The organism is Paenibacillus aquistagni, from assembly GCF_900177815.1.
Lineage (GTDB): Bacteria > Bacillota > Bacilli > Paenibacillales > Paenibacillaceae > Paenibacillus_B > Paenibacillus_B aquistagni.
This window is the reverse complement of record NZ_FXAZ01000001.1, coordinates 1,780,623-1,796,253: the sequence shown is the minus strand read 5'-3', so window position 1 is coordinate 1,796,253 and position 15,631 is coordinate 1,780,623. Positions and strand designations below refer to the sequence as shown.

The following is a 15,631-nucleotide window of genomic DNA, read 5'->3' as shown; positions in this document are numbered from 1 at the left end:
TAATAAGACGAAAGAAAAGACGATTTAGTTTCATCTTTTATGATTTTTTCACATGTAAAAATTTACTTTTAGATTGGCTCTATAGGGAAAATATGATAATCTTGAGGAAAAGTGTATGATATTGCTGTTGGATTGTGTCGAAAAATGAATAAAATGGTAGTTAATAAGTGGTGATGGTACAGAGAACCTTTGAGAAGGAATGTTTTAGTTGATACTGTCAATGATCGGTCACGAGGTTACGGGAATACTTTATGTGATGAGCGCCTGTTTGTTTTTTTTGATTATTACCCCAAGGTATACGTTTTCTAACAATCGGCGCAAGCTTTTGTTTGTCGCCATACTAGCACTCTTATCGCTGAGCTATCTGACACTGGAAACCATTGATCCATTTATTTACTGCGTACATCTGATTCCAATCAGCATTGTGCTCGCCTCCTTGTTTGAGGGCACCATTGCAGGCATTGCAACTTGGATCGCCTTTAATTTTGGCAACGCGGTGATTGTGGGCAATGATATTGCTCCAACCCTGATTGCATCAACGATCTTATTGGGCATGGGACTTATTTTTCATAAGACCCAGGTTGAGCGAAGCACTTTTTTACAGATTAATTTGCTTGCGTTTACATTAACCACGGTATACCTGCTCGTCTTTTTACTCTGTTATGAAGACTGGGACGCTCTTAAGGGTAGTCCGGTAGGATTAATGGTTATAGGGACCTACCTCTCTACGATGCTTGTAAGCTATATTTACTATCATGTCAAAAATCAAGAGAAGCTTCGAGAGGAGCTTTATGATGCAGAGAAGTATCAGGTCATCGGCCAGCTTGCCGCTTCGATCTCTCATGAGGTTCGCAATCCCTTAACGACGGCGCACGGATTTCTTCAACTGATGCGCAATGATAATCTTTCTCAGGATGCGTTGGAGAAGTATCGCAGCTTTGCATTAGAAGGCATTGATCAGGCGAACGCCATTATTACGGATTATTTGAACTTTGCTAAGCCGACGGTTAAGAATCATGACCAAGTACATATTCAGGAAGCGATCGATTCTTTAATTTCGATGGTTTCTCCGCTTTGTGTTCTATCCAAGGTCGAGCTTCAAATTAAGCATTATACGTCAGAGCCTGTCTATGTTAAGGGAGACACGAAGAAATTTCAGCAGAGTCTTCTGAACATTATGAAGAATGCGATTGAGTCCATGCCTGAGGGAGGTTATCTTCGGGTATCGACATGGTGTGATAATGATGGCGTACATATTCAGATTCAAGATACGGGGGTTGGCATGTCAGAATATGAGATCAAGCGAATTGGCATGCCTTTTTATACGACAAAGGAGAAGGGCACCGGCTTAGGTCTTATGGTCGTTGTAAGTTCGATACGTGCGATGAATGGCAAGATCTCCTATTACAGCAGGCCAAGAGAAGGGACAACTTGTGTGCTTCAGTTTAAAAGAGTGCTGGAGGACTAGTGCAGCGCTAAACAGCTGAGATCCGCAGATCTCAGCTGTTTAGCGTCTATATGAATAGAGCATGAATGGGCTACAGCGTTGGGGCGAGATGGTCTGCCCAATCGCTGCAATCTTCTGCGATCAGCGGTGTGAGTACCCCGTCTACGAGCAGAGTCAACTGATGAAGCGCGCGTGTACAGCCAACATAAAGGAGTCGCGCCTCCAATGGGTTCAGATGATAGTGAGACTCATTGACATGAAGGAGAATGACTGAATCGAACTCAAGTCCCTTGGATAAGTATACAGGGAGCACAGAGATTCCTCCTTCGTATTGCTGTTCCTTGCCTTGGATCAGATGAGCAGGTATATCAGCCGCAAGCAGGCGTTCATGCCAATCAATTGCTTCCTCCATCGTACGGGTCAGGATGGCCGTTGTCTGGTACCCGCTCGATTGGTGGCGGACAATCTCTGCTTGCAGCCACTCCTCAAGGCGTGATTGCAGGTGAACGACAGCGACTTTGTGTCCACTCCGGAACACAGGCTCTGCGAGCAGCGCGGTCTTCATTCCTCTTTCTAGAATCTGATTGGCAAAATGGATAATCTCCATCGTGGAGCGATAGCTTCGTGTCAAAGCATGATAGGAACTCGTGTCCGTTGAGAAGAGCTCCATCATTTCCTGCCAATCTTCTATGCCTGCATAGGCATGAATGCCTTGTGACAGATCACCCAGGATCGTGAAGGAGTGGTTCTTCGTCAATTGATCCAACAGCGCAATTTGCAGCGGCGAGAAATCCTGCGCTTCATCAATCACAATATGGTCGAAGCGTTGGTTGGACTCTACACCATTCAGGCCGATATAGAGGTACACAAGAGAAGCCAAGTCCTCCTGCTGAACGACGGCTTTCTTCAGTTCGGCAATGGTCTTCTTTCGAAGCTTAGCTGGAAGGAGATCGCTGTATTCATCTGCTTGCAGAAAGGCCTTATACAACTCTATGACCTCGGATTTCGGCCATTTTTTCATAAATGTTTTCAGCTTTTGCGAAGATTTTTTCTTTTTCTCGCTTAGCAGAGTCCGGCTTCTTTCTTTTTTAAGCTCCATCTCAAGCCAGCGCTGTATTCTCGCTTGAACACGCAGTATGCGCTTGGCGGGCTCATAGGAACGGTATTCTTCATTGAACCAATGAGCAATCATGTCATGAGACAGGGCTGCTCCTTCCCACGGGATGAAGTCTTGCTCAGGGACGGCCTCTTCGACCCAGTGCTGAACATATCGATCGAGTCGTTCCTTCCATTGTAGGGAGCCCTTGATTCTGCCTGAACTTGAGCTGCTGTCTGCAGGCCTTGCGTCTAGAGAGCCATACCAGCGCTCAATCTCCTCCAAAGAAGAGGTAAGGATGATGCTGTCATCGAGCTTTGCAAGCTCAAGCGCCCAGTCTGAAAATGTGCGCTGTTGAATATTCCCAACGCCTAGTTCTGGCAGCACATCGCTAATATAGTTAAGGAACATCCGGTTAGGGGCAAAAATGATCATGCGTTCCGCTTTCAATTGCTCTTGATATTGATAGAGCAGGAAGGCTAAGCGGTGAAGGGCGACTGTGGTCTTGCCGCTGCCTGCGACCCCTTGGATAAAGAGAGCCTTGTTCTTATGGGAGCGAATAATAATATCTTGTTCTGCTTGAATGGTGGAGACGATATCTCGCAATCGATTATCTTTATTCTCGCCGAGGCGGTAGACAAGAAATTCGTCTGTGACATGCTCTTCGCCTTGCTCGCGATTAAACGTATCGACGACACGCTGGAGCTCTTCATTGCGAATCACAAGGTTGCGCTTCAGATGGACCTCTGCTGAGTAGGTGCCGTCCGGTGCTTCATAGGCGGCAGGTTCTACACCACCTGTGAAGGAATAGAACATGCTGGCCACTGGAGCACGCCAGTCAATTACCATCGGATAGTGGACATGATTCTTTGGGAAGCCTTCTTCTTCGATGCTCATTGCATCTGAATCGATGCCTTGCTTGCCAATATAGAGGGCCACGGCAGCGGAGCTGGTGTCCTCTTGAATATCCATTCTGCCGAAGTATGGCTCCTTGACGGCTCGCTTCAATCGCTGTCTTCGCAGCTCTCGATTGTCTTCAAGCACTTGCTCGGTAAAGTCTGAGCCGCGATAGACCGGAATGGCTTGCAGGTGCTCGAACTGCTGCTTCATTTCTAGAAGTGTCTCTTCAAGTCGGGCTTCTTCTTCTTGATAGGCACTTTGAAAACGTTCTCCTGTCATTTCAGTTACCTCCTAAGATTACATGCAGTCTCGATGATCGCAAGCATATGGAAAATGAAACAGGAATTCACTATACCATACGGCTCAAACCATAGCAATCTGCTGCATTGTTTATTTCTATTTCCTTGTATTCGCAGCATGGAAGCGGCAGACCACTAATCAAATAGAGGGGATGTATATGCAGGCAACTAAGCGTTATAAACCGATTACCAGATCCAAGCTGAGGTTGTGGCTTGGCAAGCTCTATTATCGATGCCGTAGAAGGTTCAAATGGTGGAGAATGAGAGAGCAATTTGCATCCATTAAGCAATTAGACAAGCTGCCGTACCTGCACGCGGAGCATCATACACCGCTGTATCGCAGGCTTCACAATGTGGATATGTCCATTCAAGAGGCGAAGGTGCATAACCTTCAGTTGGCTATACAGCATTTGAACGGCGTCGTTATTCAACCAGAAGAAGTTCTATCCTATTGGAGAAGAATTGGTAAACCCACGCGCAGAAAAGGCTATCAAGAGGGAATGATCCTGTTCTACGGTTCCATGCAGCTTGGGGTAGGGGGAGGATTATGTCAGCTCTCTAACCTCATCTATTGGATTACGCTGCATACGCCATTGAAGGTGATCGAGCGGTATCGGCATTCCTATGACGTGTTTCCAGACGCCAGCCGCAATCAACCGTTCGGGAGCGGCGCTACATGTGCTTACAACTACTTGGATCTTATGATAATGAATCCAACCAACGAGCCATTTCAGCTTGTGCTTCATATGGATGATGTCAATCTGTACGGACAGTGGCGCTCGACATCAGGCCCAATCCACCAATACAAGATCATGGAGCGCAATCATCGCATTACGCTAGAGGCATGGGGCAAGTATATGCGTCATAACGAATTAATACAGATGACCTATTCGATGGATGGGGAATTGCTGCAGGAAGAGCAGGTGGCGGAGAATCATGCGCTAATGATGTATGAGCCGATGCTTCAGGGTGAGAAGGAATCACAGAACTAATATTAGGAATGAAAAAGAAGAAGACCATGCGTTCGTGCACATTCAGGAATAGAATTCCTGTGGTCACTTGTCCGTGGTCTTCTTTTTATTAGAGTCTTTTTAGGGTACTAGCTAGAACTTCACAATCGTATCAAGAGCAACCTCAATCATTTGGTTAAAGCTCGTTTGACGCTCTTGTGGAGTTGTCTCCTCTCCAGTCACGATATGATCGCTTACCGTAAGCAAGGACAGCGCCTTGCGCTTGTACTTGGCAGCAAGCGTATACAGTCCAGCCGTCTCCATCTCTACAGCGAGCACTCCGTATTGCCCGAGCTTCATCGTCATCTCTGGACGCTCATTATAGAAGTAATCCGTAGAGAAGACATTGCCTACGCGAACAGGAATGCTGCGTTCTTGCGCTGCCACATAAGACGCATGAAGCAGATCGTGATCAGCAATCGGCGTGAAGGCGATCCCAGGGAAGACATGCGAGATGATGGATGAATCGGTGCTTGCCGCCTGGGCAATCAAGACATCGCGAACCTTGACATCCTCTTGGATAGCACCGCATGTGCCCACGCGAACGAGGGTTTGAACCTCATAGTCCTTCATAAGCTCGGTTGCATAGATCGAAAAGGACGCGATACCCATGCCCGTTCCTTGAACAGATATACGCTCTCCTTTATAAAGTCCTGTATAGCCAAGCATATTACGCACCTGATTGTAGCATTCCACCTGCTCTAGGAAATTCTCTGCTATGTGCTTAGCGCGCAGAGGATCGCCAGGAAGCAGAATCTTGTCTGCAATTTGGCCTTGTTTTGCTTCAATATGTACACTCATTGGTTACCTCCATCTATATGTCATACATAAAACTCATGATCAGCATAAACGATTTTTGACTTTTTTTAAACAGCTGATCGATAAGAAGGGCAGTAGAAAATAGAAAGAAACAAGATTAACATACAAATTATGACAGCTTAAAATAAAAAAAGACATGACATATATGTTAGAAAATGTCGATTTTTCTTTAAGTGCGTGGAATAGTATCATTTTTCGTTGTTTAAGCACCTATCCTTGTAAACGCTATCAAAATAAAATTAAGTTACAGAGAGACGATCAAGCAGCCAAGCACCTACATAACCGCGCCATACAGTGGATGGTGTAGGTTGCGGCCTCTAGACCTTCGCGTCATCTTATTACTTCAAGATTAAGGGGGATAGATATGGCACAAGTATCGGTAAAAAAAGAGTGGAATCCTAAAGGGAAAGAAGCCAGTGGACTGAAGCGTTTTATCAAACAAATCGATATTCAATTAATGGTTATTCCAGCCTTGTTGCTTATCTTTGTCTTCAGCTACATCCCGATGTACGGCGTGCTCATGGCTTTTCAGGACTTCGACATTTTCAAAGGGTTTTTCGCAAGTCCTTGGGCCGGTTTTAAGCATTTTGAAACGTTCTTCGCATCACCTGAGTTCTACAATGTTATGCGCAACACCATTGTGATTGCGTTGCTGAAGTTCTGTATCGGCTTCCCAGCGCCAATCCTGCTTGCACTGATGCTGAATGAAGTCAATCGCATGTTCTTCAAGCGAATCATTCAGACGATCAGTTATCTGCCTCACTTCTTGTCTTGGGTTATCGTATCCGGATTCGTCATCTCCCTTCTCTCCACAGAGAGCGGCAGCGTGAACATCCTGCTTGAGAAGCTTAACCTGATCGATCAACCGGTTAACTTCTTGTCCATTCCAGAATACTTCTGGACGATACTCGTGACAACGAATGTATGGAAAGAGATCGGATTTGGCTCCATCGTATATCTGGCAGCTATTGCGGGAATTGATCCGCATCTATATGAAGCAGCTTCGATGGACGGCGCTAGTCGATTCAAGCAGATCTTCCTGATTACCTTGCCTTCGATTATGCCAGTCGTAACAATCTTCATGATTCTGGCAATCGGCAACCTGTTGAATGCAGGCTTCGAAGATATCTTGCTCTTAGCTAAGAACCCGATTCTTCGACCGGTGTCGGATGTCGTTGATACCTATGTATATAGGGTCGGTCTCCAGAATTATCGATACTCCTACGCAACAGCAGTCGGATTATTTAAAGCGGTTATCAGCGTGATGCTTCTCACCTTTGCGAACGCTGTCGCACGCAAATCCGGCAACAGCTTATGGTAATCGAGACTTCATGAAGAAAGGGGTATGACCGATGAAACGATATTCAGCTGGGGATCGCGTAATGTATATCTTTATCTATTCATTCTTGATCCTATTAGGTTTCGCAACCTTTTACCCATTCTGGAATGCGCTAGTCATTTCATTCAACGTGGGTGCAGATACATCGATGGGCGGCATTACATTCTGGCCGCGAGCATTTACAATTGAGAACTATGAGATCGTGTTTAAGGATCAACGCATTATCAATGGCTTTATGATCTCCGTGCTTAGAACAGTCGTAGGTACAGTATTAGCCATCTTATGTACTTCGGTATTCGCATACGGCATGTCGAAGAAAGAATTGATGGGTAAGAAATACTACATGATCATGTGTATCATTACGATGTACTTTAGCGGAGGCCTCATTCCAACATTTATGGTTATTCGCGGCCTTGGCTTGACAAACACTTTCTGGGTATTTATTATCCCAGGGTTGATAAGCGTATGGAATATGATCATCTTCCGCACCTTCTTCCGCGGACTTCCGGCTGGTCTTGAGGAATCTGCCAAGATTGATGGCTGCGGCAACTGGAGCACATTTTTTAGAATCGTCATTCCGTTATCCGGACCTGTTATTGCAACACTGTCCTTGTTCACTGCGATCGCGCACTGGAACGATTGGTTCGGACCTGCAATTTATATTTCAAATGAGAATTTGCTCCCGATCCAAACCATCTTGAAGCAGATTCTGGACTCCAATATTATGTCCGAGCAGCTGGCGAACCTTGACTCTGCTTCACAAGGCCGTTTGAGCTCGATGAAGTCAGTAACGAGCCGTTCATTGACGATGGCGACGATGATGGTTGCAACTCTGCCGATCATCTGTGTATATCCATTCGTTCAGAAGTTCTTCGTAAAAGGTGTATTGGTTGGTTCCTTGAAAGAGTAGGAACGGCTTGCATCTCGATTTGGCAGGCAACGCTTCAGCAGTGTTTCCTGCCACCCATTACGGGTATAAAGCGATACGCTTTAACCATATAATTTTTCAACAACAGAGAGGGGTTGTCTACATGAGAGTTAAAAAATCTTTACTGCTGACCATTATCACGGTATTGATGTCAGTATCCTTCCTGGCCGCTTGTTCAAGCAATAACACATCTAAAGAGTCTGCACCTGAGGGATCAAGCAGCAAGCCGGAAACGGAAACAACAGCATCAGACAAGTATGAATTAGGAAAAGAGCCATTGGAGTTCACGTTCTACGGTCATTATGACTGGTATACGATGCCTCAATGGGGAGATGATGAAGGGTCCAAGTGGATTCAAGACAATAAAAAAGTAAACATTAAGGCGATCAGCTCGGGCGGCAACGCTGCACAAAAGCTCAATACGATGATCTCCACGAATGATTTGCCGGATGTCATCTGGCTCGATCGCGCATCTGACCTGGAGCGTTTGCGTCAAGCTGGCATGCTGGTTCCGCTTGATGAGTATTTTGACAAGTATCCAAACCTTAAAGAATGGCTCGGGGACAAGGGAGCGAATATTCTTCGTGCAGAAGATGGCCACCTCTATGGATTCCCGAACTGGTACACAAGCCAGCCGAACGGTAATGCGGGATATGTTGTAAACAAGAAATACTACACAGAGCTTGGATCTCCTAAGCTTGAAACGACAGATGATCTGTACAACTACTTGAAGCTGGTAAAAGAAAAGTATCCTAACGTGATCCCTTATCAGCCTCACTTGGCAAAAGACGGACAAGGCATGGATATTCTCTACTCTGCATTTAAAGAGAACGATCACAAGTACCCTGGTATGAGAGCGGTTCCAGAAGGGGACAAGCTTACATCCATCTTTACAGATCCAGCATTCCGTGAAGCGATGCAGTATACAGCGAAGCTGTTCCGTGAGAGACTGATCACACAGGATGCTTTTACACAAACGTTGGATCAAATCGAAGAATCAGTCATGACAGGCAACGTAGCTGTATTCGCCTCTGCGAGCCCAACCGAGATTGCGATGAAAGCACATGCTGGACTTGCAGCTTCTGATCCTAATGGCGGTTACTTCATGATCTGGCCTGTTCACAAAGAAGGTCTCGACAAAGATAAGATCTTCCCTGGTACGTATACCACTTTAGGCTGGAACGTAGCTGTAATTACAAAAGCAGCAGAAAATCCTGAAGCCATCTATGCATTCCTTGATTGGTATACAGGTCCAGAAGGTCAAACAATCAACTTCTGGGGTCCAGAAGGAAAGTACTGGAAAGGCTATGAAGATGACGGCATCACACCTAAATTCACAGAAGAGTACGTAACAGATGCTGCTGGCTTGGCTGAGTATCAGCAGTTGTCTACCAACCTTGCATGGGTAGGTAACACGGTATTTGCTGACCGTACAAAAGCGAAGTTTGAAGATTCACTTCCTGAAGAAGAGCGCAACTGGTCTACTCGCTGGCAAAGTGAAGTTACGTGGAAGACTCAATCCAATGCTACAGAGTTCATCAGCTTGAATCCGCTTCCGGACTCTGAAGAAGGTATGATTCAGCAACGTGTTGAAGACATCTACCAATTGGCTCGTACGCAAGCTGTTTACGCTAAATCCGATGAGGAAGTCATCTCGATCTTGGACAAAGCGCAAGCAGATGCTGCAGCAGCTGGCTACGACAAATTGCTGGAGTTCAAAACGAAGAAGTGGGAAGAAAACAAGAAGAAAATTGCTGGTAACTAATCGAATACAGCGCGTTTTGTAAAAGTCGCGTTATTCAGCGAAGAGAGTCACGGGGACAAGTTCCCCGATGGCTCTCTTTTTTTGTGGAGTTTGTTGAATGAGGATGGATACGAGTCTGCGGCCGATGCAGTCATTTCGAGCATGATAAAGATACTTGAATTACTGCCATATTTTTGCTAATCTAGTTACCTTGTCTGTTTTTGTCACGGGTATAGAGCCCCATGCTTGTTACCATAAAAAATCTTGAGAGGGGTTAAATCAAATGAAGGATAAAAAGTCATTATTTTTGCTTCTAGCCTTACTGTTAATGACCACTTCATTGCTGACAGCCTGCTCAGACAGCAGCTCGACCTTGACCAACACGAAGCCAAATCCGAACTCAAATCCTGATCATAATATGGAAGTGGGCACAATCAACGAGACGTTGTATGAGCTAGGGCAAGATCCGCTCGAATTCACGTTTTATGGTCACTACAGCTCTTACACGATGCCGCCATGGGGCGCAGACGCAGGCTCCAAGTGGATTCAGGAGAATAAAAAGGTGACCGTGAAGCCGATCTATGCGGGCAATGATGCAGCAGCCAAGTTGAACACGATGATTGCGACGAATAACTTGCCAGATGTCATCTGGATAGACCGCGCCGCTGACTTCGAAAGGCTTCGTGAAGCGGGACTTCTGGTTAGCCTTGATGAATATGTAGAAAAGTACCCGAATTTGAAGCAATGGCTGGGTGACGAAGGCATTAACATTCTCCGTGCTAAGGACGGTCATCTATATGGCTTCCCTAATTGGTATGCCAATCGGCCATTTGGCAATGCCGGCTATGTGGTAAATAGAAAGATACACAAGGCGCTTGGCGAACCTAAGCTTGAGACGACAGCGGACCTGTACCAATATTTGAAGCTTGTCAAAGATAAATTTCCTAGCGTCATTCCGTATCAGCCAGGGCTCGCTGCAGATGGTCAAGGCATCGACACCTTGTACTCTGCCTTCAAGGAGAACGATCATAAGTATCCTGGGATGCGAGCTGTGCCCACTGGAGATCGATTAACCTCTATCTATTCTGACACTGCTTATATCGAGGCGATGAAATATACATCCAAGCTGTTCCGCGAGAAGCTGATCTCGCAGGATTCCTTTACCCAGACGCTTGATCAGATTACAGAGACAGTCATGTCCGGCAATGTTGCTGTATTTGCAGGAGCAAGCCCGACTGATATTGCTTCTAAGGCTCATCCAGAGCTTGTTAAGAACGATCCTGATGGCGGCTACTTTATGATCTGGCCGATCCACAAAGAAGGGCTCGACAAAAATAAAATCTTCCCAGGAACCTACACCACGCTTGGGTGGAATGTGGCAGCCATTACCAAGGCGGCAGAGGATCCTGAGGCGATCTTTGCCTTTTTAGATTGGTACACAGGACCAGAAGGACAAACGATTAATTTCTGGGGCCCTGAGGGCAAGTATTGGAAAGGACTCAAAGAGGATGGCATAACACCGATCTTTACCGAGGATTACATCATGGATGCTGCCGGGCTGTTAGAGTATCAAGGCGTTTCCAGCAAACTGATGTGGGTTGGAAACACCGTATTTGCGGATGTGACCAAAGCCGAGTTCGATGCCACCTTGCCAGAGGATCAGCGCAACTGGACGACCAAATGGCAGCATGATATTACATGGAAGACGCAGGCGAATGCGACAGAATTTATTAACTTAAGCCCGGTGCCTAACACGGATCTCGGCATGACAGCCAAGCGCCTCGACGAAATTTATTTGCAAGCAAGGGCCGAGGCCATCTATGCACAATCTGATGAAGAGGTGGAAGCTATTTTGAAAAAAGCGGAGACGGCATCGATGGAGGCGGGCTATCAACAGCTGCTTGATTATAAGACAGAAAGATGGCAGGCAAACAAGAAAAAGCTGGCTGGGAAATCGTAAGCGAATGGAGCCGGAATCTGACGAGTGGTGTCACATTTCGGCAGAGTTTTACTCAAAAAAAGAGGGACAAACCTTAAAATGATTTAAGAATATATTGGCATTTCGTTGAATTGTATAATTTTTCGTTGATTGAGCATATTCCCATGTCAAGTCTACATGTTTATGATGAATGTATAGTAAATACAGAAAATAACAGCTCTGGTCTGAACAACACAGATTGCAATAGGGCTTGGGTAGGAGGATGTGGTTGGTACAAAAGTTATCGCGATTAAACTGAATAGAATGTGCAGCTCAAAGGAGGAACGACATGGCACAAGTTTCACTAGAGAATGAACATCTGCCAAAGTCAAAGGAGAAGCCGCTGATCAAGCGATTCTTTCAACAGATTGATATTCAACTCATGGTGCTTCCTGCGTTAGCCTTCATCTTTGTCTTCAATTACATTCCCATGTACGGCGTTATTATGGCTTTCCAGGAGTACGATATTTTTAAAGGATACTTTGACAGCCCATGGGTGGGCTTAAAGCAATTCGAACTGTTTTTTCAAGACCCAGCATTCTTCAATGTGATGCGCAACACCTTAGTCATCTCACTTCTGAAATTCTGCATTGGCTTTCCAGCCCCTATCATCCTTGCTCTCATGCTCAACGAAGTCAATCGAATGTTTTTCAAGCGCGTCATTCAGACCGTCAGCTACTTACCACACTTCTTGTCTTGGGTCATCGTTGCCGGATTTGTTATCTCACTACTCTCCACAGAAAGCGGCAGCGTCAATATTCTCCTAGAATCTTTAAACCTCATAGACGAACCCATTAACTTCTTGTCGATACCCGAATACTTCTGGGGCATTCTCATCACGACTAATGTTTGGAAAGAAATTGGATTTGGATCCATTGTATATCTAGCAGCGATTGCGGGCATAGACCCTCACCTTTATGAAGCCGCTTCCATGGATGGAGCGAGCCGTTTTAGACAAATTTATTTGATTACGCTTCCATGCATTATGCCGGTAGTATCTATCTTTATGATTCTTGCCATCGGTAACTTGTTGAATGCAGGCTTCGAGGATATCTTGCTGCTGGCGAAAAACCCTATCATCAGACCTGTATCCGATGTCATCGATACCTTTGTGTATAGGGTAGGCTTGCAAGATTATCGATACTCGTATGGTGCAGCTGTTGGATTGTTCAAATCCATCATTGGGGTTATCCTGCTGACCATCGCGAATACAGTCGCTCGAAGATCTGGCAACAGCTTATGGTAAGATACGATACTATACGGAAGGAGGGATAGATGTGGTTCGCCTTGGAACTGGGGATCGTATCATGATTGTATTCATTTATACGTTCCTAATCTTGCTTGGCTTCTCAACGTTCTATCCATTCTGGAATGGCTTGGTCATCTCATTCAATCAGGGAACCGATACTTCCATGGGAGGCATCACATTCTGGCCTCGTGAATTTACCTTTGAGAATTATGCGGTTGTATTTAAGGATGAAAGACTGATGCGAGGGTTTGTCATATCGGTCTTAAGAACCATTGCCGGTACGATTGGTGCGATCCTGTGTACAGCAATCTTCGCATACGGAATGTCCAAAGCTGACCTGATCGGGAAGAAATATTACATGATCATGTGTATCATCACCATGTACTTTGGTGGCGGCTTGATCCCAACGTTCTTCTTGATCCGTGGACTTGGCTTGGTAAATACGTTCTGGGTATACATTATCCCAGGGTTAATCAGTGTCTGGAATATGATTATCTTCCGAACGTTCTTTAGAGGCCTGCCTGCAGGTCTGGAGGAATCGGCCAAGATGGATGGCTGCGGCAACTGGGGGACTTTCTTCCGAATTGTTATCCCGCTGTCCGGTCCAGTCATCGCGACACTGTCCTTGTTTACCGCAATTGCCCACTGGAATGACTGGTTTGCGCCTTCTATCTATGTATCGAACGAGAATTTGCTGCCGATTCAGACCATTTTGCGTCAAATCCTCGATTCGAATATCGTATCCGAACAGACGGCCAATCTTGATTCGTTTGCTCAATCGAAGCTGAACGCAATGAAGAGCGTCACCAGCCGATCCTTAACGATGGCTACGATGATGGTGGCCACGATCCCGATCATCTGTGTGTACCCATTCGTTCAGAAGTACTTCGTTAAAGGGGTACTTGTTGGATCTTTAAAAGAGTAGTCCACGTTTCATCACGTTTTTCTGTAAGTGGTACCGCAGATCGCTTGCTTAACAGTTATTTGCGCGTACGTCTGAACAAGGGTTCAAAGCACTTAGCTTTTAACCATATATAAATCATGAGAGAGGGGTTTAATCTAGATGAAGTTTAAAAAGTCATTATTTTTAACGCTCATCACGATTTTAATGACGGCTTCATTCCTAGCAGCTTGTTCAGGCAGCAATAGCGGAAGCTCCAGTAATGGAACGAAGACAAACACAGAAAACGCGTCAAAAGAAGAAACAGGCACTGACAATGCACCAAAGCTGTATGAGCTAGGCAAGGAACCGCTTGAGTTTTCCCTTTATGGTCACTATAGCTGGTACACCATGCCTCCTTGGGGTGGGGATGTCGGTACGAAGTGGATTCAAGACAACAAAAAGGTTACAGTTAAAGCAATCAGCGCAGGAAGCGATCCTGCAGCGAAGCTGAATACGATGATTGCAACCAATGCGCTTCCAGATGTCATCTGGCTGGACCGCGCAGCGGACTTCGAAAGACTTCGTGAAGCAGGTCTTCTCGTTGCGCTGGATGAGTATATTGAGAAGTACCCTAACCTGAAGCAATGGCTTGGCGACGCTGGAATCAATATTCTTCGCGCTGAAGACGGCCATCTGTATGGCTTCCCGAACTGGTATACAAACCAGCCGAATGGTAACGCAGGTTATGTCATTAACAGCAAAATTTATAAAGATCTTGGCTCTCCGAAGCTTGAAACGACGGATGATCTTTACAACTACTTGAAGCTTGTAAAAGAGAAGTTCCCTAAAGTTATTCCGTATCAGCCAGGCTTGGCGAATGATGGTCAAGGTATCGATGTATTGTACTCTGCATTCAAAGAGAACGATCACAAGTTCCCTGGCATGCGTGCTGTCCCTAACGGCGATAAGCTGACTTCGATCTTTGCTGATCCACAATTCGTTGAGGCGATGAAGTATACATCCAAGTTGTTCCGCGAGAAGCTGATTACACAGGATGCATTCACGCAGACGCTTGACCAAATTACGGAGTCTGTTATGACAGGCAATGTTGCGGTTTATGCAGGTGCAAGCCCTACAGATATCGCACAAAAGGCTCATCCTGAGCTTGTGAAGAAAGATCCAGATGCCGGTTATTTCATGGTATGGCCGATTCACAAAGAAGGCTTGGATAAGAACAAGATCTTCCCAGGTACGTATACAACATTGGGTTGGAACGTAGCCGTTATTACGAAAGCAGCTGAAGATCCTGAAGCAATCTTCGCATTCTTGGATTGGTTCACTGGTCCGGAAGGCCAAACAATCAACTTCTGGGGTCCAGAAGGAAAGTACTGGAAAGGTCTGAAAGAAGACGGCATTACACCAATCTTCACCGAAGAATACATTAACGATTCAGCTGGCTTGCTTGAGTACCAAGGTGTATCGACGAACTTTGCTTGGGTAGGAAATACAGTATTTGCAGACCGTACAAAAGCTGACTTCGATGCGACATTGCCAGAAGAGCAGCGCAACTGGGTAACAAAATGGCAAAATGATGTAACTTGGAAGACACAATCGAATGCTACCGAATTCATTAACCTGAATCCAGTACCTAACACGGATCTAGGTATCATTGCGAAGCGTATCGACGAGATTTATCTCCAAGCACGCGCAGCAGCGATCTATGCGAAGTCCGATGCAGATGTGGAAGCAATCTTGAAGAAAGCAGAAGAAGATGCAATGACGAACGATTATCAAAAACTGCTTGACTTCAAGACAGAAAGATGGCAGGAAAACAAAAAGAAAATTGCTGGTCAATAATAACCGGCATCAAGAATCGGGAGAAGTGATTTTTTCACTTCTCCCGGTTTCTATTTTAGCTGGATTTCGGTAGTATATAGGT

At 45.6% G+C, this 15,631-nt stretch carries 11 protein-coding genes; 9 read left to right on the top strand and 2 right to left on the bottom strand.

Features of this window, described 5'->3' with window-relative positions; translation table 11 throughout:
• The first annotated feature begins 208 nt into the window (after nt 1–208).
• Nucleotides 209–1,468 carry an ATP-binding protein gene (locus B9Y93_RS08430; RefSeq protein ID WP_085493835.1) on the top strand — a complete coding sequence of 420 codons (1,260 nt, stop codon included), beginning with the start codon at nt 209–211 and terminating at the stop codon, nt 1,466–1,468.
• Nucleotides 1,469–1,538: 70 nt separating this feature from the next.
• Here the strand turns inward: B9Y93_RS08430 and B9Y93_RS08425 are convergent, their stop codons facing one another.
• Nucleotides 1,539–3,722, bottom strand: coding sequence for a HelD family protein (locus B9Y93_RS08425; protein ID WP_085493834.1), 2,184 nt, complete (start codon nt 3,720–3,722; stop codon nt 1,539–1,541).
• Between the two features lie 178 nt (nt 3,723–3,900).
• Between B9Y93_RS08425 and B9Y93_RS08420 the strand changes: the two genes are divergently transcribed.
• Nucleotides 3,901–4,734, top strand: coding sequence for a VanW family protein (locus B9Y93_RS08420; RefSeq protein ID WP_085493833.1), 834 nt, complete (start codon nt 3,901–3,903; stop codon nt 4,732–4,734).
• 111 nt (nt 4,735–4,845) lie between these two features.
• On the opposite strand, the gene deoD is transcribed toward B9Y93_RS08420, so the two are convergent.
• Nucleotides 4,846–5,553: a purine-nucleoside phosphorylase gene (deoD, locus tag B9Y93_RS08415; protein WP_085493832.1), complete on the bottom strand. Its 708-nt coding sequence runs from the start codon at nt 5,551–5,553 to the stop codon at nt 4,846–4,848.
• 382 nt (nt 5,554–5,935) lie between these two features.
• Here deoD and B9Y93_RS08410 point away from each other — a divergent pair, with 382 nt between their 5' ends.
• The 7 genes from B9Y93_RS08410 to B9Y93_RS08380 all read left to right on the top strand — a co-directional run bounded on the left by B9Y93_RS08410 (nt 5,936) and on the right by B9Y93_RS08380 (nt 15,549).
• On the top strand, nt 5,936–6,892 hold the full coding sequence (locus tag B9Y93_RS08410; RefSeq protein WP_085493831.1) for an ABC transporter permease: 957 nt from the start codon (nt 5,936–5,938) through the stop codon (nt 6,890–6,892).
• A 31-nt stretch (nt 6,893–6,923) separates the two neighbouring features.
• Complete coding sequence (locus B9Y93_RS08405) at nt 6,924–7,820, top strand: carbohydrate ABC transporter permease (RefSeq protein ID WP_085493830.1); 897 nt, start codon at nt 6,924–6,926, stop codon at nt 7,818–7,820.
• A gap of 121 nt (nt 7,821–7,941) precedes the next feature.
• Complete coding sequence (locus B9Y93_RS08400) at nt 7,942–9,603, top strand: extracellular solute-binding protein (protein WP_085493829.1); 1,662 nt, start codon at nt 7,942–7,944, stop codon at nt 9,601–9,603.
• Nucleotides 9,604–9,865: 262 nt separating this feature from the next.
• Nucleotides 9,866–11,542, top strand: a complete 1,677-nt coding sequence (locus B9Y93_RS08395) for an extracellular solute-binding protein (RefSeq protein WP_085493828.1) — start codon at nt 9,866–9,868, stop codon at nt 11,540–11,542.
• Between the two features lie 307 nt (nt 11,543–11,849).
• Entirely contained in the window at nt 11,850–12,806 is a 957-nt protein-coding gene (locus B9Y93_RS08390) for an ABC transporter permease (RefSeq protein ID WP_085493827.1), read from the top strand.
• A gap of 31 nt (nt 12,807–12,837) precedes the next feature.
• Nucleotides 12,838–13,734, top strand: coding sequence for a carbohydrate ABC transporter permease (locus B9Y93_RS08385; protein WP_085493826.1), 897 nt, complete (start codon nt 12,838–12,840; stop codon nt 13,732–13,734).
• A 138-nt stretch (nt 13,735–13,872) separates the two neighbouring features.
• Nucleotides 13,873–15,549: an extracellular solute-binding protein gene (locus tag B9Y93_RS08380; RefSeq protein ID WP_085493825.1), complete on the top strand. Its 1,677-nt coding sequence runs from the start codon at nt 13,873–13,875 to the stop codon at nt 15,547–15,549.
• The last annotated feature ends 82 nt before the right edge of the window (nt 15,550–15,631 follow it).